Origin of the sequence: Pseudomonas muyukensis, assembly GCF_019139535.1 — a bacterium.
GTDB lineage: Bacteria > Pseudomonadota > Gammaproteobacteria > Pseudomonadales > Pseudomonadaceae > Aquipseudomonas > Aquipseudomonas muyukensis.
Window position 1 is genome coordinate 5,405,193 of record NZ_CP077073.1, and the last position, 23,901, is coordinate 5,429,093.

20 protein-coding genes and 1 pseudogene are annotated in these 23,901 nt (G+C 63.5%); 11 read left to right on the plus strand and 10 right to left on the minus strand.

What is annotated here, in order from left to right; translation table 11 throughout:
* Window positions 1–132: 132 nt before the first annotated feature.
* Together rpmA and rplU are read right to left on the minus strand one after the other, a co-directional pair.
* Window positions 133–390 carry a 50S ribosomal protein L27 gene (gene rpmA, locus KSS95_RS23990; protein WP_003247464.1) on the minus strand — a complete coding sequence of 86 codons (258 nt, stop codon included), beginning with the start codon at window positions 388–390 and terminating at the stop codon, window positions 133–135.
* Between the two features lie 37 nt (window positions 391–427).
* Window positions 428–742, minus strand: coding sequence for a 50S ribosomal protein L21 (rplU, locus tag KSS95_RS23995; protein ID WP_003247466.1), 315 nt, complete (start codon window positions 740–742; stop codon window positions 428–430).
* Between the two features lie 245 nt (window positions 743–987).
* On the opposite strand from rplU, the gene KSS95_RS24000 reads away from it, so the two are divergent.
* From KSS95_RS24000 to KSS95_RS24010, 3 genes are all read left to right on the plus strand, one after another.
* A complete protein-coding gene (locus tag KSS95_RS24000) occupies window positions 988–1,956 on the plus strand; it encodes a polyprenyl synthetase family protein (RefSeq protein ID WP_217850312.1) in 969 nt (322 codons plus the stop codon).
* Window positions 1,957–2,141: 185 nt separating this feature from the next.
* Entirely contained in the window at window positions 2,142–2,483 is a 342-nt protein-coding gene (locus KSS95_RS24005; RefSeq protein WP_134693613.1) for a zinc ribbon domain-containing protein YjdM, read from the plus strand.
* A gap of 151 nt (window positions 2,484–2,634) precedes the next feature.
* On the plus strand, window positions 2,635–2,880 hold the full coding sequence (locus KSS95_RS24010) for a PA4570 family protein (protein WP_038707330.1): 246 nt from the start codon (window positions 2,635–2,637) through the stop codon (window positions 2,878–2,880).
* A 76-nt stretch (window positions 2,881–2,956) separates the two neighbouring features.
* Here the strand turns inward: KSS95_RS24010 and bamJ are convergent, their stop codons facing one another.
* The 5 genes from bamJ to KSS95_RS24035 form a co-directional block, all read right to left on the minus strand.
* Window positions 2,957–3,574, minus strand: coding sequence for a BamJ family beta-barrel-assembly machinery protein (bamJ, locus tag KSS95_RS24015; protein WP_217850314.1), 618 nt, complete (start codon window positions 3,572–3,574; stop codon window positions 2,957–2,959).
* Between the two features lie 86 nt (window positions 3,575–3,660).
* Window positions 3,661–3,966: a DUF6482 family protein gene (locus KSS95_RS24020; RefSeq protein ID WP_217850316.1), complete on the minus strand. Its 306-nt coding sequence runs from the start codon at window positions 3,964–3,966 to the stop codon at window positions 3,661–3,663.
* Window positions 3,967–4,069: 103 nt separating this feature from the next.
* The gene (locus tag KSS95_RS24025; RefSeq protein ID WP_023631146.1) at window positions 4,070–4,558 is read right to left on the minus strand and encodes a TIGR00645 family protein; all 489 of its coding nucleotides are present in this window, start codon (window positions 4,556–4,558) and stop codon (window positions 4,070–4,072) included.
* Window positions 4,559–4,734: 176 nt separating this feature from the next.
* Window positions 4,735–5,073, minus strand: coding sequence for a PA4575 family protein (locus KSS95_RS24030; RefSeq protein ID WP_217850318.1), 339 nt, complete (start codon window positions 5,071–5,073; stop codon window positions 4,735–4,737).
* Between the two features lie 163 nt (window positions 5,074–5,236).
* A complete protein-coding gene (locus KSS95_RS24035) occupies window positions 5,237–7,675 on the minus strand; it encodes a Lon protease family protein (RefSeq protein WP_217850320.1) in 2,439 nt (812 codons plus the stop codon).
* A 254-nt stretch (window positions 7,676–7,929) separates the two neighbouring features.
* On the opposite strand from KSS95_RS24035, the gene KSS95_RS24040 reads away from it, so the two are divergent.
* The 4 genes from KSS95_RS24040 (at window position 7,930) to KSS95_RS24055 (ending at window position 11,571) form a co-directional block, all read left to right on the plus strand.
* Window positions 7,930–8,418, plus strand: a complete 489-nt coding sequence (locus tag KSS95_RS24040) for a DUF3015 domain-containing protein (RefSeq protein ID WP_134693617.1) — start codon at window positions 7,930–7,932, stop codon at window positions 8,416–8,418.
* Between the two features lie 77 nt (window positions 8,419–8,495).
* Window positions 8,496–10,349: an Lnb N-terminal periplasmic domain-containing protein gene (locus KSS95_RS24045; RefSeq protein WP_217850322.1), complete on the plus strand. Its 1,854-nt coding sequence runs from the start codon at window positions 8,496–8,498 to the stop codon at window positions 10,347–10,349.
* A 298-nt stretch (window positions 10,350–10,647) separates the two neighbouring features.
* A complete protein-coding gene (locus tag KSS95_RS24050) occupies window positions 10,648–11,004 on the plus strand; it encodes a hypothetical protein (RefSeq protein WP_217850323.1) in 357 nt (118 codons plus the stop codon).
* 69 nt (window positions 11,005–11,073) lie between these two features.
* Window positions 11,074–11,571: a GreA/GreB family elongation factor gene (locus tag KSS95_RS24055; protein WP_217850325.1), complete on the plus strand. Its 498-nt coding sequence runs from the start codon at window positions 11,074–11,076 to the stop codon at window positions 11,569–11,571.
* Window positions 11,572–11,711: 140 nt separating this feature from the next.
* Here KSS95_RS24055 and gdhA read toward each other — a convergent pair whose 3' ends face one another.
* From gdhA to KSS95_RS24070, 3 genes are all read right to left on the minus strand, one after another.
* Window positions 11,712–13,052, minus strand: coding sequence for an NADP-specific glutamate dehydrogenase (gene gdhA, locus KSS95_RS24060; protein WP_217850327.1), 1,341 nt, complete (start codon window positions 13,050–13,052; stop codon window positions 11,712–11,714).
* A gap of 287 nt (window positions 13,053–13,339) precedes the next feature.
* Window positions 13,340–15,007 (minus strand): energy-dependent translational throttle protein EttA, encoded by a 1,668-nt coding sequence (gene ettA / locus KSS95_RS24065; RefSeq protein WP_217850329.1) that lies wholly within the window; start codon window positions 15,005–15,007, stop codon window positions 13,340–13,342.
* Between the two features lie 212 nt (window positions 15,008–15,219).
* Window positions 15,220–15,612, minus strand: a complete 393-nt coding sequence (locus tag KSS95_RS24070) for a hypothetical protein (RefSeq protein WP_217850331.1) — start codon at window positions 15,610–15,612, stop codon at window positions 15,220–15,222.
* Between the two features lie 1,096 nt (window positions 15,613–16,708).
* Here KSS95_RS24070 and KSS95_RS24075 point away from each other — a divergent pair.
* The 4 genes and pseudogenes from KSS95_RS24075 to KSS95_RS24090 all read left to right on the plus strand — a co-directional run.
* Window positions 16,709–19,693, plus strand: a pseudogene (locus KSS95_RS24075) (sensor domain-containing protein); the annotation flags it as partial.
* Between the two features lie 307 nt (window positions 19,694–20,000).
* Entirely contained in the window at window positions 20,001–21,254 is a 1,254-nt protein-coding gene (gene glyA / locus KSS95_RS24080; RefSeq protein WP_217850338.1) for a serine hydroxymethyltransferase, read from the plus strand.
* 231 nt (window positions 21,255–21,485) lie between these two features.
* Window positions 21,486–22,736 (plus strand): aminotransferase class I/II-fold pyridoxal phosphate-dependent enzyme, encoded by a 1,251-nt coding sequence (locus KSS95_RS24085; RefSeq protein WP_437179630.1) that lies wholly within the window; start codon window positions 21,486–21,488, stop codon window positions 22,734–22,736.
* Window positions 22,733–23,881: an MFS transporter gene (locus KSS95_RS24090; RefSeq protein WP_217850341.1), complete on the plus strand. Its 1,149-nt coding sequence runs from the start codon at window positions 22,733–22,735 to the stop codon at window positions 23,879–23,881. The genes KSS95_RS24085 and KSS95_RS24090 overlap by 4 nt, the downstream gene beginning before the upstream one ends.
* Window positions 23,882–23,901: the final 20 nt, after the last annotated feature.

Genomic DNA, 23,901 nt, shown 5'->3' on the forward strand with positions numbered 1-23,901 from the left:
GCAAAGATGAGCGCGGCGGCCCCGTACGAACCAGAAACCAACGCCGGCAGCCCATTCAAACAGCTTTGCAAGAGGCTCACCACAAACGAAAAAGCCCCGTCGCATGACGGGGCTTCTGGAGCGACGTCGCGATTAAGCGGCGACGATGCTCACGTAACGGCGCATGAACTCGCCTTTCTTCTCGAACTTGATCACGCCTTCGATCTTGGCGAACAAGGTGTGGTCCTTGCCCATGCCAACGCCGTAGCCTGCGTGGAATTCGGTGCCGCGCTGACGGACGATGATGTTGCCCGGCTTGATAACCTGGCCGCCATACATCTTCACGCCAAGGCGTTTCGATTCTGAGTCGCGACCGTTACGAGTACTACCACCAGCCTTCTTGTGAGCCATGGTTCAATTCTCCAATAAATTCAGGGGATCGAGGCGATTAAGCCTGGATACCGGTGATTTTGATTTCGGTGAACCACTGGCGGTGGCCCATGCGCTTCATGTGGTGCTTACGACGACGGAACTTGATGATGCGAACCTTGTCGTGGCGGCCTTGGGAAACGACTTCGGCCACTACTTTAGCGCCAGCAACCACTGGAGCACCGATGGTGACTTCTTCACCGTTGGCGACCAGCAGAACGCGATCGAAGGTCACGGATTCGCCAGTGGCGACTTCCAGCTTTTCGATCTTGAGGAATTCACCTTCAGCGACTTTGTACTGCTTGCCGCCGGTAACGATTACTGCGTAAGACATTTTGAATCTCCGATAATCCTGCTCACCCAGCGCTTTATATGATGAGTATTGGCTGGCATGGCTGCACAAGGCTGGAACGGCCCGGTGCAATTGCGTAAGGCAGGTGCTGCCCAGGAAAGTTAGGGTGCGCGATTGTACGCAACCCAAGAAATGCTTGCAAGTGCCGGCCCCGGGCCACGGCCTGCGCGCCTTGACACACCGGGACCTGCGACCTAGCATGCCGCGCAACCTCAATGGAGCAGCCGATGCAACCCCAATCTTTCTACCGCGCGGTAGCTGACGATTTCAGCGCCGTCGACGAGATCATCAAGAAGCAGCTGACCTCGCGCGTGCCGCTGGTATCGAAGATCGGCGACTATATCACGTCCGCCGGCGGCAAACGCCTGCGCCCGCTGCTGGTGCTGCTGTGCGGCAAGGCCCTGGGTCGCGAAGGCGACGACCTGCGCCTGCTGGCAGCGACCATCGAATTCCTGCACACCGCCACCCTGCTGCATGACGACGTGGTCGACATGTCCGGCATGCGCCGTGGCCGCTCCACCGCCAACGCCCTGTGGGGCAACGCGCCGAGCGTGCTGGTGGGCGACTTCCTGTACTCGCGCTCGTTCGAGATGATGGTCGAGCTGGGCTCGATGCCGGTCATGCAGATCCTCTCCAAGGCCACCCGGGTGATCGCCGAGGGCGAAGTGCTGCAGCTGTCGCGGGTACGCGACGCCAGCACCACCGAAGAGGTGTACATGGACGTCATCCGCGGCAAGACCGCGATGCTGTTCGAGGCCTCGACCCACAGCGCCGCGGCGCTGGCCGGCGCCAGCGACGAGCAGCGCGAGGCCCTGCGCACCTTCGGCGACCACCTGGGCGTGGCCTTCCAGCTGGTCGACGACCTGCTGGACTACAAGGGCGACTCCGAGACCCTGGGCAAGAACGTCGGCGACGACCTGGCCGAAGGCAAGCCGACCCTGCCGCTGATCTACACCATGCGCGAAGGCACCGCCGAGCAAGCCGCGCTGGTACGCCAGGCCATCCAGAAAGGCGGCCTCGAGGACCTCGAGCAGATCCGCGTCGCCGTCGAGGCCTCCGGCGCCCTGGACTACACCGCGCAAATGGCCCGCGACTACGTCGCCCGCGCCATCGCTTGCCTGGAAGTGCTGCCCGCCAGCGAGTACCGGGATGCGCTGGTCGAGCTGAGCGAATTTGCCGTAGCACGCACGCACTAGAACGAATCGCGTCGCCTTCTTCGCGGGTAAACCCGCTCCTACAGGTACTCCACTGCGCTTGAAAGCATGGTCTACCTGTAGAAGCGGGTTTACCCGCGAATGCTTTTGCACAGGCAAAGCACATTTCCCAGGCAAAACCTTATACAATGTGCGCCTTTGTTCGTCTGTACTTGAAAGGAAAAGCCGTGAGCACTCTGCCACCCTGCCCCAAATGCAACTCCGAATACACCTATGAGGATGGCACCCAACTGATCTGCCCCGAATGCGCCCACGAGTGGTCGGCCAACGGCGAAGCCGAAGCCGCCAGCGACGACGTGGTGAAGAAGGATTCGGTCGGCAACATCCTCCAGGACGGCGACACCGTCACCGTGATCAAGGACCTCAAGGTCAAGGGCTCGTCCCTGGTGGTCAAGGTCGGCACCAAGGTCAAGAACATCCGCCTGTGCGATGGCGACCACGACATCGACTGCAAGATTGACGGCATCGGCGCGATGAAGCTGAAGTCGGAATTCGTGCGCAAGGTCTGATCCCCTGCCCCTCGGGGCTGCCCAGCGGGCGGCCCTGACAGATCCTGCAACAGGATCGGCTGCACCCTTGGGAAGAAATCTTCCAATAGTCTCTTGCTATTTTGATAATAAGAATTATTCTCATTGGAAACATTATCCAAGGAGAGTAGCCATGACTTATCTGATCGACGCCTGGCTCGACCGCCCCCACCCCTACCTGCGCATCCTGCACCGCGAGACCGGCGAGGTCTGTGCCGTGCTCGAGGAAGACGCGCTCGACGAACTGCGCGACCAGGGCGACCTCGACCTGATGGGGCTCAATTCCAGTGAACCGGGGGTGCTCAAGGAGCTGGTGCGCAATCTGTTCCTGTTCTGCTATGCGCGGGCATTGCGCCCGGGGGGAACCGATTGGAACTGAAAAAGCTTCGCCGGCAAGCCGGCTCCTACGGGACGCATGGGCAATCTGCAGGAGCCGGCTTGCCGGCGAACGGGCATTACAGAACGTCGAGCAGCTCGACGTCGAACACCAGGGTGCTGTGCGGCGGGATGCTACCAACGCCCTGGGCGCCGTAGGCCAGCTCGCTCGGCACGTACAGGCGCCACTTGCTGCCGGCGTTCATCAGCTGCAGGGCCTCGGTCCAACCGGCGATCACGCCACCGACCGGGAATTCGGCAGGCTGGCCGCGCTCGTAGGAGCTGTCGAACACGGTGCCGTCGATCAGGGTGCCGTGGTAGTGGGTACGCACGTTGTCTTCGCGGGACGGCTTGGCGCCTTCACCTGCGCTCAGCACTTCGTACTGCAGGCCCGAGGCCAGGGTGACGATGCCTTCGCGCTTGGCGTTTTCGACCAGGAATTCCTTGCCGGCGGCAGCGGCGGCTTCGGCCTTGGCAGCGGCTTCGGCCTGCATCACTTCGCGGATCACCTTGAAGGCGGCCGACAGGTCTTCTTCGCTGACGCGGCTGTCGGCGCCATTGAAGGCGTCGGTCAGGCCGGCCACGATGGCGTTCAGGTTGACGCCCGGTGGCGGGTTGTCACGCAGCTGGCCGCCCAGCTGACGGCCGATGCCGTAGCTGACGCGGGATTCGTCGGTGGACAGGTTGAGTTCGGACATTGGCTTGCTCCACGTAAGGGCGCACTGCTTCCGCGCCCTTGTTGAAAAGGGCGAGCAGCCTAGCACACTGGCGCCGCGCGAAGCAGCTACCAGGCCGAACGCTGGGAAATCGGGACCTTGAGGTCTTCTTCCGGGTGCACGCCAAGGCCGCACATCTCGTCCTGCACGGACCAGTGCACCAGGTTCATCGACAGCAGCGGCAGGGCTTGCAGCAGCAGGCGCGCATCCTCCACCGAATGCACCCGCAGGCGCTGGCCACGGGTATCGTCCAGGGGATGGGCGCGGCCCTTGACCCGGGCCTCGAGCAGGTAATCGCCGCCTTCGATGGCGATCAGGTTCAGTTCGTCGACATGGCCAGCCCTGGCCTCGGTGTTGAGCTGATGCAGGTTCATGGGCGCACCTCGCTGCGGGAACCACGCATGAGTGCTCATTTTTTGTACGACAACGGCGAAAGCACAAGCTGCCGCCGGTCAGAAAGATCGCGGGGCAAACGGATCAGTGCTTGGTGATGCGATCCAGGTAACCCATGACGAACGCCGAGATGACGAAGGTCATGTGGATGATCACGTACCACATCAGGTAGTCGGTGGAGATGTTCTGCGCATCCATGAACACCCGCAGCAGGTGGATCGAGGAAATGGCCACGATCGAGGCGGCGACCTTCATCTTCAGCGACGAGGAATCCATCTTGCCCAGCCAGTTGAGCTTTTCCTTGCTCTCGTCGATGTCCAGCTGCGAGACGAAGTTCTCGTAGCCGGAGATCATCACCATCACCAGCAGGCCGCCAACCAGCGACATGTCGATCAGCGACAGGATCACCAGGATCAGGTCGGCTTCGGCGAGGGTGAAGACGTTGGGCAGGACATGGATGATTTCCTGGAAGAACTTCAGGGCCAATGCCAGCAGGCCCAGCGAGAGGCCGAAATAGATCGGGGCGAGCAGCCAGCGCGAGGCATACATCGCGTTTTCGAGGATACGTTCCATGGACAGTGATTGACTCGTGAGGTGACTGGAAAAGCGAGGGCGAGTATAGCCAGCCACCTGTGCCAGCAAAAGCCTATGGTCGTTTCGCGATACACCTGTAGGAGCCAGCCTTGCTGGCGAACCGGGGCCGCAGAGGTTCGCCAGCAAGGCTGGCTCCTACAACGCAAGCAATAGGATCAGGTTTCCGGGTGGAACTGGTAGTCCCCAAGATTGCGGCAGCGCTCGCCGTTGATCCGGCGCAGTTGCGCCTGCAGGTGCAGGCACCAGATCTGCGGATCTTCGGCAACCTGGTAACCATGCAGGGTGAGGCTGTCGACAATGGCGTTCATCACCGACTCGGCCACCATCGGCCCATGGAACGGGCCCTGGGCCTTGATTGCCGAGGGTTGTTCGCCGGCCATGCCGGCGGCGAACAGCAAGGTCCACATGCCAGTGTCGCCAGCCAGCGGACGGATGCTGCATTCGATGCGGGTCACCAGGCCCAGGCACTGGCGGGTGAGGCTGAGGTTGCGCATGGCGGCGTCCCCTCTGTAAAGCCTTGTTCAGCCTGAAACCGCCAGGCTGTTTCCATCCTGAACCCTGACAACGTCCTTAAGTTCCACTGTAGCCGACCTGCGGAAAAAGTTAGAAAACCGGCGCTGAACGGTAGCACTTCGCCGCTAGCGCCGGTTTATTGACTCAAGCCGGCTTGGCCTGGGCCACCATCTCTTCCAGCCGTTCCTTTTCGGCCTCCTTGATCTCTTCCTCGCTGATCATCTCGGCGATCTCGCGCAGGCGCTCGACCACCCGCGCATTGACGCTGCCCTCGACGAACTGGCCCTTGTCGTCCAGCGCGCCGGCCTCCTCGCCCACCAGCAGGCTCAAGGCTTCGTCGGCCTGGCTGACCGCATACACATGGAACTGCCCAGCCTCGACCGCTTGCAGCACGCGCTCGTCGAGCATCAGCGTGGCGACGTTGGCGCGCGGGATGATCACCCCCTGCTCGCCAGTCAGGCCACGGGCGTCGCACAGGCGGAAGAAGCCCTCGATCTTCTCGTTGACCCCACCCACCGCCTGCACTTCACCGAACTGGTTGATCGAGCCGGTGATGGCAAAGCACTGCTTGAGCGGCGTGCGCGACAAGGCCGAGATCAGCGTGCAGGCCTCACCCAGCGAGGCGCTGTCGCCATCGACATAACCGTAGGATTGCTCCAGGGCGATGCTCGCCGAGATCGCCAGGGGGAATTCCTGGGCATAGCGGCTGCCCAGGTAACCGGTGAGGATCATCACCCCCTTGGAGTGAATCGGCTGGCCCAGGTTGACCTCGCGCTCGATGTCGACGATGCCGCTGCCGCCGGGGTAGACGGTGGCCGAGATGCGCGCCGGCATGCCGAACGCCGAGTCGCCGACCTCCAGCACGGTCAGGCCGTTGCACTTGCCGATCGCCGCGCCCTCGGTGTCGATCAGGATGATCCCGGCGAGCATGTCGTCGAGCACCCGCTGCGAGACCCGCCCGGTGCGCGTGGCCTTGGCCTTGAGCGCGCGCTCGATGTGTCCGGCGTCGGTCATCGCCTCGTTGGCCAGCTGGCGGATGAAGTCGGCCTCGCTGACCAGCTGGAACAAGTCGCCGATGCGCGCCGACAGCCGCGACTGGTTCTCGGCCAGGCGCGCGCTGTAGGTGGCCAGGCGCGCCACCGCGTCGCTGGTCAGCGGTGCCATGCCTTCCTCGTTGGTACGGGTGCGCAGCAACTGGGCGAACTGCTCCAGGTTCTCGTCGACCATGGGCATGTCTTCGTCGAAGTCGACCAGCACCCGGAACATCTCCTGGAAGTCCGAATCGTGGTCTTGCAGCGCGTAGTACAGCTGGCGCGAACCGATGATGATCAGCTTGACGCTGAGCGGGATCATCTGCGGCGTCAGGCTCACGCTGGCGACCCGGCCCAGCTCGCCGAGCGGCGACTCCATTTTCAGCTTGCGCGACTGCAAGGCGCGCTTGAGCGCGTCCCAGACGAACGGCTCGCCGAGCATCTTCTCGGCCTCCAGGATCAGGAAGCCGCCGTTGGCACGGTGCAGCGCGCCCGGGCGCAACTGGCGGTAGGAGGTGTACAGCGCGCCCTGGTCGGTGCTGTATTCGATGCGCCCGAACAAGTTGTCGTAGGTCGGGTGCGGCTCGAACACCACCGGCGCGCCGCCATTGCCGCAGTGGCCGACCACCAGGCTGGGGGCGTACTGCTCCTCGAGCATCTTGCGCGCCACCGCGTCGGTCTTGGCGTCGTCGACCAGTTGCTCGACCACGGTGCGCAGCAGGTTCAACTGCACCGATTGCAGGTAGGCGCATACCGCGGCGTTTTCCGCGTACTTTTCCGACAGCGGCGCCAGCAGCGGCTGCAAGGCCAGGGTGATGGTCTCTTCGTTGAGCTGGCGCAGCTGGTTGTTCGACTCGCGCTTCCACTGCGGCAGGCTCGACAGCTCCTCGTTGAGGCGCTCCTCGAGTTCGGCGATGTCCTCATGGAAGCGCTCGCGCACGTCCTCGGGCAGTTGGGCGAACTCGGCCTCGTCCAGGGCCTTGCCGTCGGCCATGGGGGTGAAGGCGACGTTGCTGCTGTCGCGGTACAGGGCCACGTCCTTTTCCAGCGAGGCGCGCTCGATCACATCGAGGGCGCGGTCGTAGCGCTGGTTGAAGGCACGGTCGATGGCGCTTTTCTTCTGCTGGTACGCGGGGTGTTCGAATACCGCCGGGAAGGTCGCCAGCAGGTTGTCGATCAGCCCGCCCATGTCGCTGATGAAGGCGTGCGCGCTGCCGGCCGGCAGCTCCAGGGCACGCGGCTCGCGGGAATCCTCGAAATTGTTGACGTACAGCCAGTCGGCCGGGGTCTGCTGACGCTTGCCCTCGGCCTTCAGGTAGCGCTTGACGAACGAGAAGCGACCCGTGCCAGGCTCGCCCATGACGTACACGTTGTAACCGGGGCGCGGCATGGCCACGCCGAACTGCAGGGCCTCGACGGCACGCTCCTGGCCCAGGACTCCACGAAACGGCTCCAGATCGTCGGTATTGGAAAAAGCGAACTGCTCGGGGGAGAAACGCCGGGTCAGGGCTTCGGGCGCGAGACGCAGGCGCGAGGCGACAGGATCGGGCATTGGGTTTCCTTACTTCGGCGGGGCGGATGAAAGGCATTCTGGCGCTGCCAGCGCCTAGCGGCAAGGCTGCGCGAGACTTTATGTCGCAGGCCGGCGGCGCGCCGCGGCTATGCAATTTTTCGCAATAAACAACGCAACCTTTGGATCGTGCCTAAACTCCAAGCTGCGCGGGGGGATGCAAATCCCCCTGTCCTGGCAACCGCGTTGCCAGAACCCTGACCATTGGTACGTCACTTGAGAAAGAGAACAACGCTATGAAACGGATTCTTCTGGGTACTCTGTTCGCCGCTGTCTCGATCAACGCCATGGCCGAATCGCCAGGCGGCCCGAACTGCGGCTGGGGCAACCTGCTGTTCGAGGGCCAGCGCGGCACCCCGGCCCACTTCCTGGCTTCCACCACCAACGGCACCTCCGGCAACGCAACCTTCGGCATGACCTCGGGCACCAACGGCTGCTCGACCAAGGCCGCACTCACCTATGGCGGCAAGTCCTGGTTCGCCATGAACGGCATGATGAACGAGCTCTCCGAAGACATGGCCCAGGGCCAGGGCGAAGCCCTGACCACCTATGCCGTGGTCCTCGGCGTGGCCCCTGAAGACCGCGCGCACTTCGCCGCCGTCACCCACGAGCACTTCCAGCAGATCTTCAGCAGCGCCGACGTGACTGCCGAAACTGTCCACAGCAACACCCTGGCCGTGCTCAAGAGCGACCCGCAACTGGCCAAGTACGCCACCGAGGCTTGAGTCTCACGCCTCCCGCCCCGGCCTCGGGGCGGGTTTGGCGCTTACCTTCCGGCATCATCAGGATGTAGTTGCCCGACATGCTCAAACGCCTCGCTCCCCTGGCGCTCCTGTTCAGCGCCGCGCTGCACGCCGCACCCCAGATCGATTCGGCCCGTGTCCAGCAACTGGCGGCCACGCCCTACTGGATCGCCCTGGGCCACTACGAGACCGCCAAGCTTGGCGGCTGGCGCAGTTACGTCGATGACCCGCGCTTCTTCCTTGCCGAGGACGGCGCCCATCATCCCGAGCAGGAACTGCAAGCCACGGTCGCCGCGCTGTACGCCCCGGCGAGCCTGGGCGACCGGCATGCCCAGTGCGTGTTCCCGGCGCGCACCCGCTGGCTGCGCGAGCAACTGGCGCTCAGCGACCTGCCGCGCCCGGCCTGCCAGGAGTTCAGCACCTGGTACCAGTCGATCGACCCGCACAGCGCGGCGCTGATCTTCCCGGCCGCCTACCTCAACAGCCCCTCGTCGATGTTCGGCCACACCCTGCTGCGCATCGACCAGTCCAGCACCCAGCGCAACGACACCACGCTGCTGAGCTACGCGATCAACTTCGGCGCCTATATCGAAGGCAGCGACAACAGCATTCTCTACGCCTGGAAAGGCCTGATGGGCGGCTACCCCGGGCTGTTCGCGATGATGCCCTACCAGGAAAAACTGTCCGAGTACCGCAGCCTGGAAAACCGCGACCTGTGGGAGTACCAGCTGGACCTGACCCCGGAGGAGACCGGGCGCATGGTCGAGCACGTGTGGGAGCTCAAGCAGATCAAGTTCGATTATTTCTTCTTCGACGAAAACTGCTCCTACCGCCTGCTGGAGCTGCTGCAGGTGGCACGCCCGAGCCTGGACCTGACCGCGCAGTTCCCGCTGACCGCCATCCCCACCGACACGGTCAAGGCGGTGAAACAGTCTGGCCTGGTCGCCGACGTGCGCTACCGGCCATCGCGCGAGCGCGAACTGCTGGCCCGCGCCGAGCCGCTTGCGCCTGGCGAAAAACAGCAGGTGCTGGCCATCAGCCGCGACACCGCCTACCTGCAAGACCCCGCCTTCACCGCCCTGCCCCGCGAACGCCAGGCCCTGATGCAGGACGCCGCCTACCGCCTGGAGCGCTACCGCGCCAATGGCCAGGAACGCGACCCGGCCCAGGCCGGGCGCAGCTATGAGCTGCTCAGGGCGATCAACCGCAACCCGCCGCCACCCTTGCAGATCGAACGCCCCGGCCTGCCCGAGGACGGCCACCAGTCGCGCACCTGGCAACTGGGGGTAGGCAGCCGCGAAGACCGCGCCTACGCCGAATACGGCCTGCGCATGGCCTACCACGACCTCAACGACAACCTCTACGGCTTCCCCCTGGGCGCACAGATCGAGATCCTCCAGCTCAAGCTGCGCCAGTACGAAGGCAACGACTGGCAGGTGCAGCGCCTGGACCTGGCCACCATCCGCTCGCTGACGCCACGCAACGCGCTGCTCAAACCCTGGTCGTGGCAGGTTGCCGGGGGCCTGGAACGGGTGCCGGGCAAGCATGACGACGAGGTGCTGGTCAGCCAGGTCAATGGCGGCGCCGGCGGCACCTGGCAACTGGGCGACGAGCTGCTGGGCTTCGCCCTGGGTACTCTGCGCATCGAGCACCACAACGACTTCGCCGAGTTCGTCGCGCCCGCGGCCGGGTTCAACGGCGGCCTGCTGTGGCGCAACCCGCTGGGCAACCTGACGCTGGAGGCCAAGGGCGACTACTTCAGCAATGGCGAGGTGCGCCGCAGTGTCAGCCTGAACCAGCAGTGGGAAGTGAGCCAGAACCTAGGGTTGCGCTTGAGTGCATCCCGCCAGTTCAGCCACCTGGCCACGGCGCAGAACGAGGTGATGCTGGAGTTGAAGTGGTATCACTACTGAGGGCCCCATCGCCGGCAAGCCGGCTCCTACAGGTACAGCACAGGCCAGAAGCAAATGCGCTACCTGTGGGAGCGGCCTTGTGTCGCGATGGGCTGCGCAGCAGCCCCAACGATTTTGCATAATGCCGAGATCCTGGGGCCGCTGCGCGCCCCATCGCGACACAAGGCCGCTCCCACAGGGATAGCGTCAGCTTCACAAGCTGCATCCGTGACCCAACCGACTCTTTGACACTGTTTTGACACCTCCCCGACAAACCGCCACCTAGACTTTGCTGCATTACTCTCGAGGTCTTGTGGTCATGTCGCGGTATTGGCTGGGCTTGTGCTTCACGTTGTTGCTGGCCGGGTGTGAAACCACCCACCAACAGATGGTCCAGCAGGGCTACCCGCCCGCCTACGCCGACGGCTTCGACGACGGTTGCAGCAGCGGCCGCCAGGCCGCCGGGCTGATGGTCGGCGAGTTTCGCAAGAACGTGCCGCGCTACCTGCACGAGGCTCAGTACGAAACCGGCTGGGACGACGGCTTTCGCCAGTGCCACGCCATGCAGAGCAACCAGGACACCCGCCAGTACCGCGAGCGTTACTGGGACGAGCGCGACCGCGACTGGCAACGCGAGAAAGACCAGGGCGCCGCCCGCGCCTACCGGCCGAATTGACGTCGCAAACAGACAACCGTTGAAACCCGCTACCTGCCACCATGGTCTCCAGCACAAGGAGGCCCGCGCATGAGCCGAGCATTCGTCAACGAAGACCAGGCCGCCGCCCAGGCCAGCCAGCCGGTGGAGCGGCGCGTCAGCGACCAGCCCAACTACGTCACCGCCAGCGGCCTGGCCCAGCTGCAGCAACGCGTGGCAGCGCTCAATGCCCTGCGCAGCGAACTGCAGGCCCAGGGCGAACGAGCCGACAAGCAGCGCCTGGCCGATGCCGAGCGCGACCTGCGCTATTTCAATGCGCGGGTACAGAGTGCCCAGCTGGTGCCGGCGCCGACGTCTACCGAAAAGGCACAGATTGGCAGCCGGGTACGCTTCGTCGACGAGGCCGGCCAGGAGCAGGAGGTGCGGCTGGTGGGCGAGGATGAAGCGGATGCCGTTCACGGGCTGATCAACTGGGGCTCGCCGCTGGGGCGGGCGCTGTTGGGGGCAGGGCCTGGGGATGAGGTGCTGTGGCGCAGGCCGGCGGGGGATCAGATGATCGAGGTGCTTGAAGTCAGGGTTGAGACTTGAGGGCCATGGGGCTGCCTTGCAGCCCTTTCGCGACACAAGGCCGCTCCTACAGGGATACGCGATGGCTCAGGCTATCGTGTTCCCTGTAGGTGCGGCCTTGTGCCGCGAAAGGGCCGCAAAGCGGCCCCAGCAGTTCCGGATCAGACCACGCCTTGCGCCAGCATGGCATCGGCCACTTTGACGAAGCCGGCGATGTTGGCGCCCTTGACGTAGTTCACCGTGCCATCGGCCTCTTCGCCGTAATGCACGCAGGCATGGTGGATCGACTGCATGATGTTGTGCAGCTTGCTGTCCACTTCACCGGCCGTCCACAGCAGGCGCATGGCGTTCTGCGACATCTCCAGGCCCGACACGGCCACGCCGCCGGCGTTGGACGCCTTGCCCGGCGCGTAGAGAATGCCGGCCTCGATGAAGATATCCACAGCCTCCAGGGTGGTCGGCATGTTGGCGCCTTCGGCCACGCAGATGCAGCCATTGCGCAGCAGGGTGCGGGCGTCCTCGGCGTTCAGCTCGTTCTGGGTGGCGCACGGCAGGGCGATGTCGCAAGGCAGCGACCATGGTGTCTGGCCCGGGCGGAACTCCAGGCCGAACTGCCCGGCCAACTCGCTGATGCGGCCACGCTTGACGTTCTTCAGCGCCATCAGCGCCTCCCACTGGGCATCGTTGAGCCCGGCTTCGCAGAACAGCGTGCCCTCCGAGTCAGACAGCGAAATCACCTTGCCGCCCAGGTCCATGACCTTGCGCGCGGCGTACTGGGCCACGTTGCCGGAGCCGGAGATGGCCACGCGGCGACCATCGATGCGTTGCTCCTGGCGCTTGAGCATCTCCTCGGCGAAGTACACGCAGCCGTAGCCGGTGGCTTCCGGGCGGATCAGGCTGCCGCCGTAGCTCATGCCCTTGCCGGTCAGGACCGAGGTGAACTGGTTGGCCAGGCGCTTGTACTGGCCGAACAGGAAGCCGATCTCGCGGGCACCGACGCCGATGTCACCGGCCGGCACGTCGAGGTCGGCGCCAATATGGCGGTACAGCTCGCTCATGAACGCCTGGCAGAAACGCATCACCTCGGCATCGCTCTTGCCCTTCGGATCGAAGTCCGAACCACCCTTGCCGCCGCCCATGGGCAGCGAGGTCAGGGAGTTCTTGAACACCTGCTCGAAGGCCAGGAACTTGAGCACGCCCAGGTTCACCGACGGGTGGAAGCGCAGGCCGCCCTTGTACGGGCCAATGGCGCTGCTCATCTGGATGCGGTAGCCGCGGTTGACCTGGACCTTGCCCTGGTCATCGACCCACGACACACGGAACAGCACCGCGCGCTCGGGCTCGACCATGCGTTCGAGGATGCCGGCTTGAAGGTAGTGGGGGTTTTGCTCGAGGAACGGCCACAGGCTGCGCAGCACCTCTTCCACGGCCTGGTGGAATTCGGGCTGGGCCGGGTCGCGCTGTTGCAGGCGGGCCAGGAAGGCGTCGACAGATTCGATCATGGTAGACATCTCACCAAGAGGGATTGTTTTTGGTTTTTTCAGGAATGTACCAAGAACCAATCGCACTGGAACAGGGCGAAATGTCGTTTTTATGAAATTATTTGGTGCAATTTATATAAGTGTATACAGGATCAATGACTGGATCGTGGGAGCGGGCTTGCCCCGCGATTGCCTGAACACGAGCCATCGCAGGGCAAGCCCGCGCCCACGCAAACAAAAACAAACAGCCTGTCCAGGCACAAAAATGGGGCCCCTGAGGGCCCCATCCTTGTGCAGCGAAAACCGGCTTACTGGGCCAGTTTCTTGTGACGCACACGGTGCGGCTGGGCGGCGGCATCGCCCAGGCGCTTCTTGCGGTCGGCTTCGTACTCGGTGTAGTTGCCCTCGAAGAACACCACGCTCGAATCGTCCTCGTAGGCCAGGATATGCGTGGCCACACGGTCCAGGAACCAACGGTCGTGGGAAATCACGATGGCGGCGCCGGGGAAGTCCAGCAGGGCTTCTTCCAGGGAACGCAGGGTTTCGACGTCGAGGTCGTTGGACGGTTCGTCGAGCAGCAGGACGTTGCCGCCCTCTTTCAGGGTCAGGGCCAGGTGCAGGCGGCCACGCTCACCACCGGAGAGGTCCTTGACGAACTTCTGCTGGTCGCCGCCCTTGAAGTTGAAGCGCCCGACGTAGGTGCGCGACGGGATCTCGTAGCTGCCGATGCGAATCTGGTCGGAGCCGTCGGAAATCTGCTGGAACACGGTCTTGGCGCCGTCCAGGTCCTCGCGGCTCTGGTCGACGCAGGCCAGTTGCACGGTTTCGCCGATCTCGATGCTGCCCGAGTCCGGCTGCTCCTTGCCCATCAGCATGCGGAACAGGGTCGACTTACCGGCACCGTTACCGCCGATCACGCCGACGATGGCGCCCTTGGGCATGGCGAACGACAGGTTGTCGATCAGCACGCGATCGCCATAGCCCTTGGTGACGTTCTTGAACTCAATGACCTTGTCGCCCAGGCGCGGACCGGCCGGGATGTAGATCTCGTTGGTCTCGCTGCGCTTCTGGAATTCCTGCGACTGCATTTCTTCGAAACGCTGCAGACGGGCCTTGGATTTGGACTGGCGGGCCTTGGCGCCTTTGCGCACCCACTCCAGTTCCTCTTTCATGGCCTTCTCGTGGGCGCTCTGCTGCTTGGATTCCTGCGCCAGACGGTCCGACTTGGCTTCCAGCCAGCCCGAGTAGTTGCCTTCGTACGGGATGCCCGCGCCGCGGTCCAGTTCGAGGATCCAGCCGGCGACGTTGTCGAGGAAGTAGCGGTCGTGGGTGATCGCCACCACGGTGCCCGGGAAGTCGTGCAGGAAGCGCTCCAGCCAGGCCACCGAGTCGGCGTCCAGGTGGTTGGTCGGTTCGTCCAGCAGCAGCATGTCGGGGGCCGACAGCAGCAGGCGACACAGCGCCACGCGGCGCTTCTCGCCACCGGACAGGTGCTCGATCTTCGCCTCCCAGGCCGGCAGGCGCAGGGCGTCGGCGGCGACGTCCAGCTGGCGCTCGAGGTTGTGGCCGTCGGCGGCCTGCAGGATCGCCTCGAGCTTGGCCTGCTCGGCGGCCAGCTTGTCGAAGTCGGCATCGGGATCGGCGTAGGCGGCGTAGACCTCGTCCAGGCGGGCCTGGGCGTCCTTGATCACGCTGACCGCTTCCTCGACCACTTCACGCACGGTCTTGCTCGGGTCCAGCTGCGGCTCCTGGGGCAGGTAGCCGACGTTGATGTCGGGCATCGGACGGGCTTCGCCGTCGAATTCCTTGTCGACGCCCGCCATGATCCGCAGCAGGGTCGATTTACCCGCGCCGTTCAGGCCCAGCACGCCGATCTTGGCGCCGGGGAAGAACGACAGGGAAATATTCTTGAGAATTTCCCGCTTCGGCGGCACGACCTTGCTCAGCCGATGCATGGTGTAGACGTATTGAGCCAAAACCAAGCCCTCTAATTAGATAGGTAAAGACATCGACGCACGCCCAGGCACAGGCCCGGGGGATGTGTTTACGGGGTGTCGTTGAACAAAGTGGGCCATTCTACGCCAAGTCGCGGCGTTGCACAGATGGGGTAGATGGCAGGGCCGCTGCAAAGGCCAAGCGGGGCGAGCCCGCCCCACGCCAGCAGGCGTGGGGCGGGCTTGGCGCGGATTCAGACGTGCGCTTGCCGGGCCTTGCCACGCGGCAGGCGGCAGCGGTCCGATTGCTCGGCCAGGCGCGCGGCCCAGGCCGCCTTGACGCTGAAGCCGCCGCTGCGGGCGGGCTTGCCAGCCGGCTTGCTCACGGCCTTGGCCGGGGCGGCAGCGGGCTTAACGGCCGCTTGCGCGGCAACCTGGGCAACCGGCGCGGCGCCAGCCTTGGCCGACTTGCGCAGCTCGGCCAGCGACGGCGCCTTGGTGGCGCTGGCGGCGGCCGCGTCCGGCTTGGCCAGCGAGCGCTGGCAGGTCTTGCAGGATACGTCCTCGGTCACGGCAGTGCTGACCAGGGTCTGACTGCTGCGCCCACAGGCGGAATCGAGGCCATTGGTGGAATAGTGGGTAACCAAAACCGTACATCTCCGTTGCGTTGACTATTGAAGCGGGCGGCATTCTCGCACAGCTGGCAGGGACTTGCCGAACCGGCATGAACGGCTGCAGGTCGGCCAACGGACACACGGACTGGCACTTTGCCATATTTGAAGGCATGCTAGTCGGCTGGCATGTGCCACCTTATAGTGCGCCGAAGCACGGCACGCACCGTGCATATGCCACGACCTTAGCCCCCTGCCATCGCCAGCCCTATCGCAGGACCAACGCTTGACCAATCTCACGCACTCGCCCCTTCCGCGTCCTGCCGCAACCTCGGCCGGCAGCCACCTGCGTGGCTCGCTCAAGGGGGCGTTGGCCCTGCTCGCCCTGGTTTTGCTGGGGTTGCTGCTGTGGCAACTGTTCGCGCAGTTTCGCCACACCCAGGCCGACCTGCGCGAGCAGAGCCTGGCGACCAGCGCCGAACTGGCCGATCACCTGAGCCTGAACATGGCGCTGAAGTCGCAGCAGGCGCTGAACCTGGTCCAGCCCTACGTCAAACCTCCGACGCCTGCCGCCTTGCCGTCCCTGCTCGCCACCTTGCAGTCGCGCCTCCCGGCCCTGCGCGGCCTGGCCTGGCTCGATGGCGACGGGCAGGTGCGCAGCGACTCGCTGGTCGGCACCCCGGACCGTCAGCAGATTGACGAACTCCTGTTGCTGAACCAGGGGCGCGCCTTCTTTTATGGCAATGCCCCCGACAACCAGCAGGTTTACCTGCTGCTGCGCCAGGCCGCCGAGCAGGATCGCGGCTACTGGCTGCTGCGCCTGAGCCCAGGGTACTACCGCGAGCTGACCGTGCACCTGGACAGCCCGACCCACCCGCTGTGGCTGCTGGAGAACAGCCGCAATGGCCAGGTGCTCGAACGCCATGGCCACAAGCCCGGCAGCGGCGAGCCGCTGCAAAGCGTGATGCTGGCGTTCATCGACAACAGCACCTGGCAGTTGCGCGGCCTGTTCGACGCAGGTCTTGCCCGCGACCGCTTGCTCCCGGCGCTGATCGGCAAGTGCCTGCTGGTGCTGTTCTGCGCCCTGCTGCCGGTGCTGGCGCTGATCAACATGCGCCGGCGCCAGCGCGCCTTGCAGGAAGACCGCCGGCGCTACCAGGAAATCTTCGAAGGCACCGGCGTCGCCCTGTGCGTGCTCGACCTCTCCAGCCTGCCCGGCCAGCTCGACCGCTACCACCTGCGCAACCGCGCCGCGCTCAAGCAGAGCCTGGCGCTGGACAGCAACCTGCGCCGCACCTTGCTGCAAGAGCTGAAGATCACCGAGATCAACCAGGTGGCCCGCCAGCTGCTCAATGTCGAGTGCCACGAGGGCGCCTGGCAGCGCCTGATCGATGGCAGCGGCGATGGCCGCGACAGCGTCGGCATGCAACTGATCGACGCGCTGATCGAACAGCGCCAGCAGCTGGAACTGGAAGTACGCCTGCCCGCCCCAATGGGCGGCGAGCTGCACCTGTGGCTGATGGCGCGCCTGCCCCAGCAGCGCCGTGATTTCCAGGCGGTGATCCTGAGCATCAGCGACATCACCAGCCGCAAGCAGGTGGAGCTGTCGCTGCTCGAGCGCGAGGGTTTCTGGTCGGACGTAGTGCGCACCGTGCCCGACCAGCTCTACGTGCAGGACGTGAACAGCCAGCGGATGATCTTCAGCAACCGCCACCTGGGCCAGACCCTGGGCTACGACCGCGCCGAGCTGGCGCAGATGGGCGAGCGCTTCTGGGAAATGCTCCTGCACCCCGACGATGCCGAGCACTACCGCGCCCTGCGCCAGCAGCAGCGCGACACCAGCTACGGTGCGTCGCTGCACTGCCAGTTGCGCTTCCGTCACCGCGACGGCGGCTGGCGCTGCTACGAGATCCGCGAGCAGGTGCTGACCCGCGACGCCGAGGGCCTGGTCAGCCGCATCATCGGCGTGGGCAAGGACGTCACCGTGCAGATCGAGGCCAGCGAATCGCTGCGCGACAGCGAGCAGCGCTACCGCATGCTCGCCGAAAGCATCAGCGACGTGATCTTCTCCACCGACAGCCAGTTGCAACTGAACTATGTCAGCCCCTCGGTGCAAGCGGTGCTGGGCTACCAGGCCGACTGGATCTTCGCCAACGGCTGGCAGTCGATCATAGCCAACCCCGGCCAGCTCACCGGCGTGTACAGCCTGCTCGAACGGGTCAGCAAGGCCGTGGGCGACCCCGCGCAACTGGCCCAGCTGCGCGATACCCTGCCCACCCAGTTGTTCCTGTTCGACTGCCTGCGCGCCGACGGTCGCAAGATTCCCATCGAGCTGCGCCTGGTGCTGGTGTGGGACGAGCATGGCAGCTTCGAAGGCGTGCTCGGCGTGGGCCGCGACATCAGCCAGCAGCGCCGCGCGGAAAAAGACCTGCGCATGGCCGCCACGGTATTCGAGCACTCCACCTCGGCCATCCTGATCACCGACCCGGCCGGCTATATCGTCCAGGCCAACGAGGCGTTCAGCCGGGTCAGCGGCTACGCGGTGGCCGAGGTGCTCGACCAACTGCCGGGCATGCTCACCGTCGAGCAACAGCAGAACGCCCACCTGGGCTATGTCCTCAAGCAGCTCAACCAGCGCGGCAGCTGGGAGGGCGAGGTGTGGCTCAAGCGGCGCAACGGCGAGCACTACCCGGCCTGGGTCGGCATCACCGCGGTGCTCGACGACGAAGGCGACCTGGCCAGCTATGTGTGCTTCTTCACCGACATCAGCGAACGCAAGGCCAGCGAGCAGCGCATCCACCGCCTGGCCTACTACGACGCCCTGACCCACCTGCCCAACCGCACGCTGTTCCAGGACCGCCTGTACACCGCCCTGCAACAGGCCGAGCGGCACAAGGCCTGGGTGGTGCTGATGTTCCTCGACCTCGACCGCTTCAAGCCGATCAACGACTCCCTCGGCCATGCCGCCGGTGATCGCATGCTCAAGGACATGGCCGAGCGCCTGCTGGCCTGCGTCGACGACGACGACACCGTAGCGCGCATGGGCGGCGACGAATTCACCCTGCTGCTGCAGCCGCGGGCAACCCGAGAACAGGCGCTGAACCGCGCCATCCACGTGGCCGAGAGCATCCTCGGCGGGCTGGTGACCCCGTTCGTGCTGGAGAACCGCGAGTTCTTCGTCACCGCCAGTATCGGCATCGCCCTGAGCCCGCAGGATGGCAGCGAACTCAGCCAGCTGATGAAGAACGCCGACACGGCGATGTACCACGCCAAGGAGCGTGGCAAGAACAACTTCCAGTTCTACCAGACTGACATGAACGCCAGCGCCCTGGAGCGCCTGGAGCTGGAAAGCGACCTGCGCCATGCCCTGGAGCAGAACGAGTTCACCCTCTACTACCAGCCGCAGTTCAGCGGCGACGGCAAGCGCCTGACCGGCGCCGAGGCGCTGCTGCGCTGGCGCCACCCGACCCGCGGCCTGGTGCCGCCGGGCGACTTCATCCCGGTGATCGAGGAGCTGGGCCTGGTGGTGGATGTCGGCGACTGGGTGCTGCGCGAGGCCTGCCGCCAGCTCAAGGCCTGGCACAAGGAGAAGGTGCGGGTGCCGAAGGTGTCGGTGAACATTTCCGCCCGGCAGTTCTCCGACGGCCAGCTGGGTACGCGCATCGCCACCATCCTGGAAGAGACCGGCCTGCCGCCGGCGTGCCTGGAACTGGAGCTGACCGAAAGCATCCTGATGCGCGAGGTCAACGAAGCCATGCAGATCCTCGACAGCCTGAAGAACCTCGGTTTGAGCATCGCGGTCGACGACTTCGGCACCGGCTACTCGTCGCTCAACTACCTCAAGCAGTTCCCCATCGACGTGCTGAAAATCGACCGCACCTTCGTCGACGGCCTGCCCGAGGGCGAACAGGACGCGCAGATCGCCCGGGCGATCATCGCCATGGCCCACAGCCTGAACCTGGCGGTGATCGCCGAGGGCGTCGAGACCCATGAGCAGCTGGAGTTTCTGCGCGAGCATGGTTGCGACGAAGTGCAGGGCTACCTGTTCGGCCGGCCGATGCCGGCCAACCAGTTCGAGGCGCAGTTCAGCAACGAAACGTTGTTCATGTTCCAGTGAGCAGGTGCCATACGGTCCCTGTAGAAGCGGCCTTGTGTCGCGAAAGGACCGCGCAGCGGTCCCGGCGATCTTGGCGTAAATGCTGACATCCTGGGGCCGTTGCACGGCCCTTTCGCGACACAAGGCCGCTCCTACAGGGGCAGGCGCAGCGCGTTAAAAACGGACCCCAAAGTCAACTCCAGCCCAGACACGGCGCGGCCTGCAACATGAGCCCCATTGGTCCGCGACTTGATGCCACTTCATATGCCAGCGGCGAATCAATCGGTTAGAATGCCCACCCAATTCAGCCCGATCCTTGAGGACCGCCATGTTCAGCCGTGATTTGACCATTGCCAAGTACGACGCCGAGCTCTTCGAAGCCATGCAGCAAGAAGCTCTGCGCCAGGAAGAGCATATCGAGCTGATCGCTTCGGAAAACTACACTAGCCCCGCTGTCATGGAAGCCCAGGGTTCGGTACTGACCAACAAGTACGCCGAAGGCTACCCAGGCAAGCGCTACTACGGTGGTTGCGAGTACGTCGACGTCGTCGAGCAACTGGCCATCGACCGCGCCAAGCAACTGTTCGGCGCCGACTACGCCAACGTCCAGCCGCACGCCGGTTCCCAGGCCAACGCCGCCGTCTACCTGGCCCTGCTGTCGGCCGGTGACACCATCCTGGGCATGAGCCTGGCCCACGGCGGCCACCTGACCCACGGCGCCAGCGTGTCCTCCTCGGGCAAGCTGTACAACGCCATCCAGTACGGCATCGACGCCAACGGCCTGATCGACTACGACGAAGTCGAGCGCCTGGCGGTCGAGCACAAGCCGAAGATGATCGTCGCCGGCTTCTCGGCCTACTCGCAGGTCCTGGACTTCGCCCGCTTCCGCGCCATCGCCGACAAGGTCGGTGCCTACCTGTTCGTCGACATGGCCCACGTGGCTGGCCTGGTCGCCGCTGGCGTGTACCCGAACCCGGTGCCGTTCGCCGACGTGGTCACCACTACCACCCACAAGACCCTGCGCGGTCCGCGTGGCGGCCTGATCCTGGCCCGTGCCAACGCCGACATCGAGAAGAAGCTCAACTCCGCGGTCTTCCCAGGCGCCCAGGGCGGCCCGCTGGAGCACGTCATCGCCGCCAAGGCGATCTGCTTCAAGGAAGCGCTGCAGCCTGAGTTCAAGGCCTACCAGCAGCAGGTAGTGAAAAACGCCCAGGCCATGGCCAGCGTCTTCATCGAGCGTGGCTTCGACGTCGTTTCCGGCGGTACCGAGAACCACCTGTTCCTGCTGTCGCTGATCAAGCAGGAAATCTCCGGTAAGGACGCCGACGCCGCCCTGGGCAAGGCCTTCATCACCGTCAACAAGAACTCGGTCCCGAACGACCCACGTTCGCCGTTCGTCACCTCGGGCCTGCGTTTCGGCACCCCAGCCGTCACCACCCGTGGCTTCAAGGAAGCCGAGTGCCGCGAGCTGGCAGGCTGGATCTGCGACATCCTGGCCGACCTGAACAACGAAGCGGTGATCGACGCCGTGCGTGAGAAGGTCAAGGCCATCTGCAAGAAGCTGCCGGTGTACGGCAACTGATTGGCAGACGCCTGATGTGAAAAAGCCCGGCTATGTGCCGGGCTTTTTTGTGCCCTGTGGTCTATAGGCATGCAGATCCGACAGAACCTTGAATGTGAGTGTTTAATCCTCCGCGACGAGGCAAGGTATCGCTGACACTTTTCCCGGAAAATCACCTCGCCCCCCGCCTCCGGTTTCGGACATACCTGCGCTTTCCTGCAATGCACACTGCTTGCTCCACCATTGCAGGAAGTGTTTGACATGGCAGTCACTCGAAATCGATACACCCATTACAGGAACATGATTCAGAAGTCCGAGGCGGACTGGCAGGCATCGTATGCCAAGCATCTTTCCGGATTGCAGGTGCACGCCATTGCCAGGAATCTACTTCAGGACCAACACGGCAGGACGCTACAACACTTCTGTACGACCTCTTATCTTGGGCTGGACTACCACCCGGATATCCTGCAAGGGGCTATCAAAGAGCTGGAAAACTCACGCACCCTACGTATCGCCAACTCGCGTAATCGCTGCCAGCTTCAAGTGCTGGGCCAATATGAGGCTGAACTGTCCGAGTTGTTTGGATGCGAGTCTCTGGCCACATTGTCATGCAGCGAAGCAAGCTCAGGAATACTGCCTCTCGTTGCAGCAGGAATTTTCACCAATGGCATCTCACCCCATATGGTGTTCGACAAGTTTGCCCACTACTCCCTGAACCATATCAAAGCAGCCTGTGCGGATGAGACCGAGGTCCAGACGCTCCCGCATAACGACATGGACCAGCTCGAGAGCATCTGCCGGCAACAGGGAAGGGTCGCCTATATCACAGACGGCTACTACAGCATGGGCGGGACGGCACACATGGACGCCTTGCTGTACCTCAAGGAGCGCTACGGTTTGTTCTTGTACTTGGACGACTCACACGCCCTTTCTACGGTAGGTGTTTTTGGGCAGGGCTTTGTCAGGGGGCAACTACAGGAGCTGGATGAAGGGGTCATAATTGTAGCGTCCTTGGCGAAAGCGTTTGCCGCAAGCGGTGGCCTGGTGATGCTGGCAAATACCCAACAGAAACGCCTTGTACAAAGATATGGCGGTCCTACCAACTGGTCCCAAAGCCTCAATGCCGCAGCTATCGGTGCAGGACGGGCGTCTGTTCGACTGCACTCCAGCCCCCTGCTGAATACGCTGCAGCAGGCGTTGAAGCACAATATCGAACTGTTCGACAGGCTGATGCCTACAGCTCACGCTGGATCACTTTCTCCCGTCAGGCTAATACCGCTTGGAGAGGCTGAGCGCGCCATTGATGCGTCGACCTACCTGGCCAACAGTGGATTCCTCACCTCGGCCGTGTTCTTTCCTGTCGTACCCAAGAATGCTGCAGCACTGCGAATTACGCTCAGAGCAGATATGCAGCCTGGTGAAATCGAAAGCTTCTGCCGGTGTGTCGCGCAGTACCTGAACAACAACCCTGCCATCGCCCCACTGCTGAACACGCAGCCATGACCAAACGGCGAATTCTCTACTTCAGTTGCTTAGCCGTACTGTTGTGCCAATCGGGTATAACCTTCTACCTGCCCATGCTCCCGGCCATTGCTAACGACCTGAATGCAACAGCAGAATTCGCCGCACTCAGCCTGAGCCTGTTTCTTGTAGGAATGGGGGTATGCGTAATGCTGTGGGGACGGTTGGGAACCACGCTCGGTTCTGGCCGTATGCTGACCTGGACGCTACTCCTCTACGGCTGCTGCACACTGCTGCTCGCAGCATCACCCGTTGACTGGGCATTTCTTGCTCTACGCCTGCTTCAGGGAGCCCTGGCAGGTGGTATATCAGTTGCAGCTCGCGCGCTGCTGGTCGAGCAGTATGATGGCAAGGATTTAACACGCGCCTATAGCAGCCTTTCACTTTGCTTCGTACTGTCCCTCGGCGCCTCGCAGTTTATCGGGGCAATGATTGCTACGCTGACGAACTGGCGAATGGCCATGCTGCTCGTCGCGTTACCCTGTGTACTAATGGCAACCGTGAAGGGCTTGGATGTCGCGGCTCAGCATAGGGTGCTTACACGCCGAATTGGTGAGCGCCCCCATCTCCATAAGCTCATTGTGCAACCACGCTTCATTCTACCTGTGCTTGCTGGAGGTTTTGGGTACTCCATCATCGTCGTATTTAGCAGTACAGCGCCCTTGCTTTTCCAACAATCCTTCAACTGGTCCATGTGGGAATATGGGCTATTAGGATGGCCAATCAGCATTGCCTATCTGCTCGGTACTCGTCTGGCGAGCACCCTTGCAACCGGTCACAACGAAGTAATGATGCTTCGATTTTCGAGCGCTTTGCTGTTACTTGGCGCACTCATCATGCTTATTGCATCATCACTGTTGAAAAACTCGGCTTACGCGATCTGGCTACCCTATTGCCTGATGCTTGTAGCTCAGGGAATGGCATACCCAGTGAGTCTGTCACTGGCAAGCAGGCAGTCAACAGGAGCTGCTTCTCCTGCCATGGCACTGATCGCGCTTGTTCACCAACTGCTGGCTGCCCTGACGAACTTGATATCCAGCTCCGTGGGTACGAGTCCCACTGTGCTGGTTATGTTATGCGCTGGATTGGCGTCACTCGCCTGGTTGGCAACTCGTGCCAACCCCTGAACGCCATCGTCGCTTGCGAT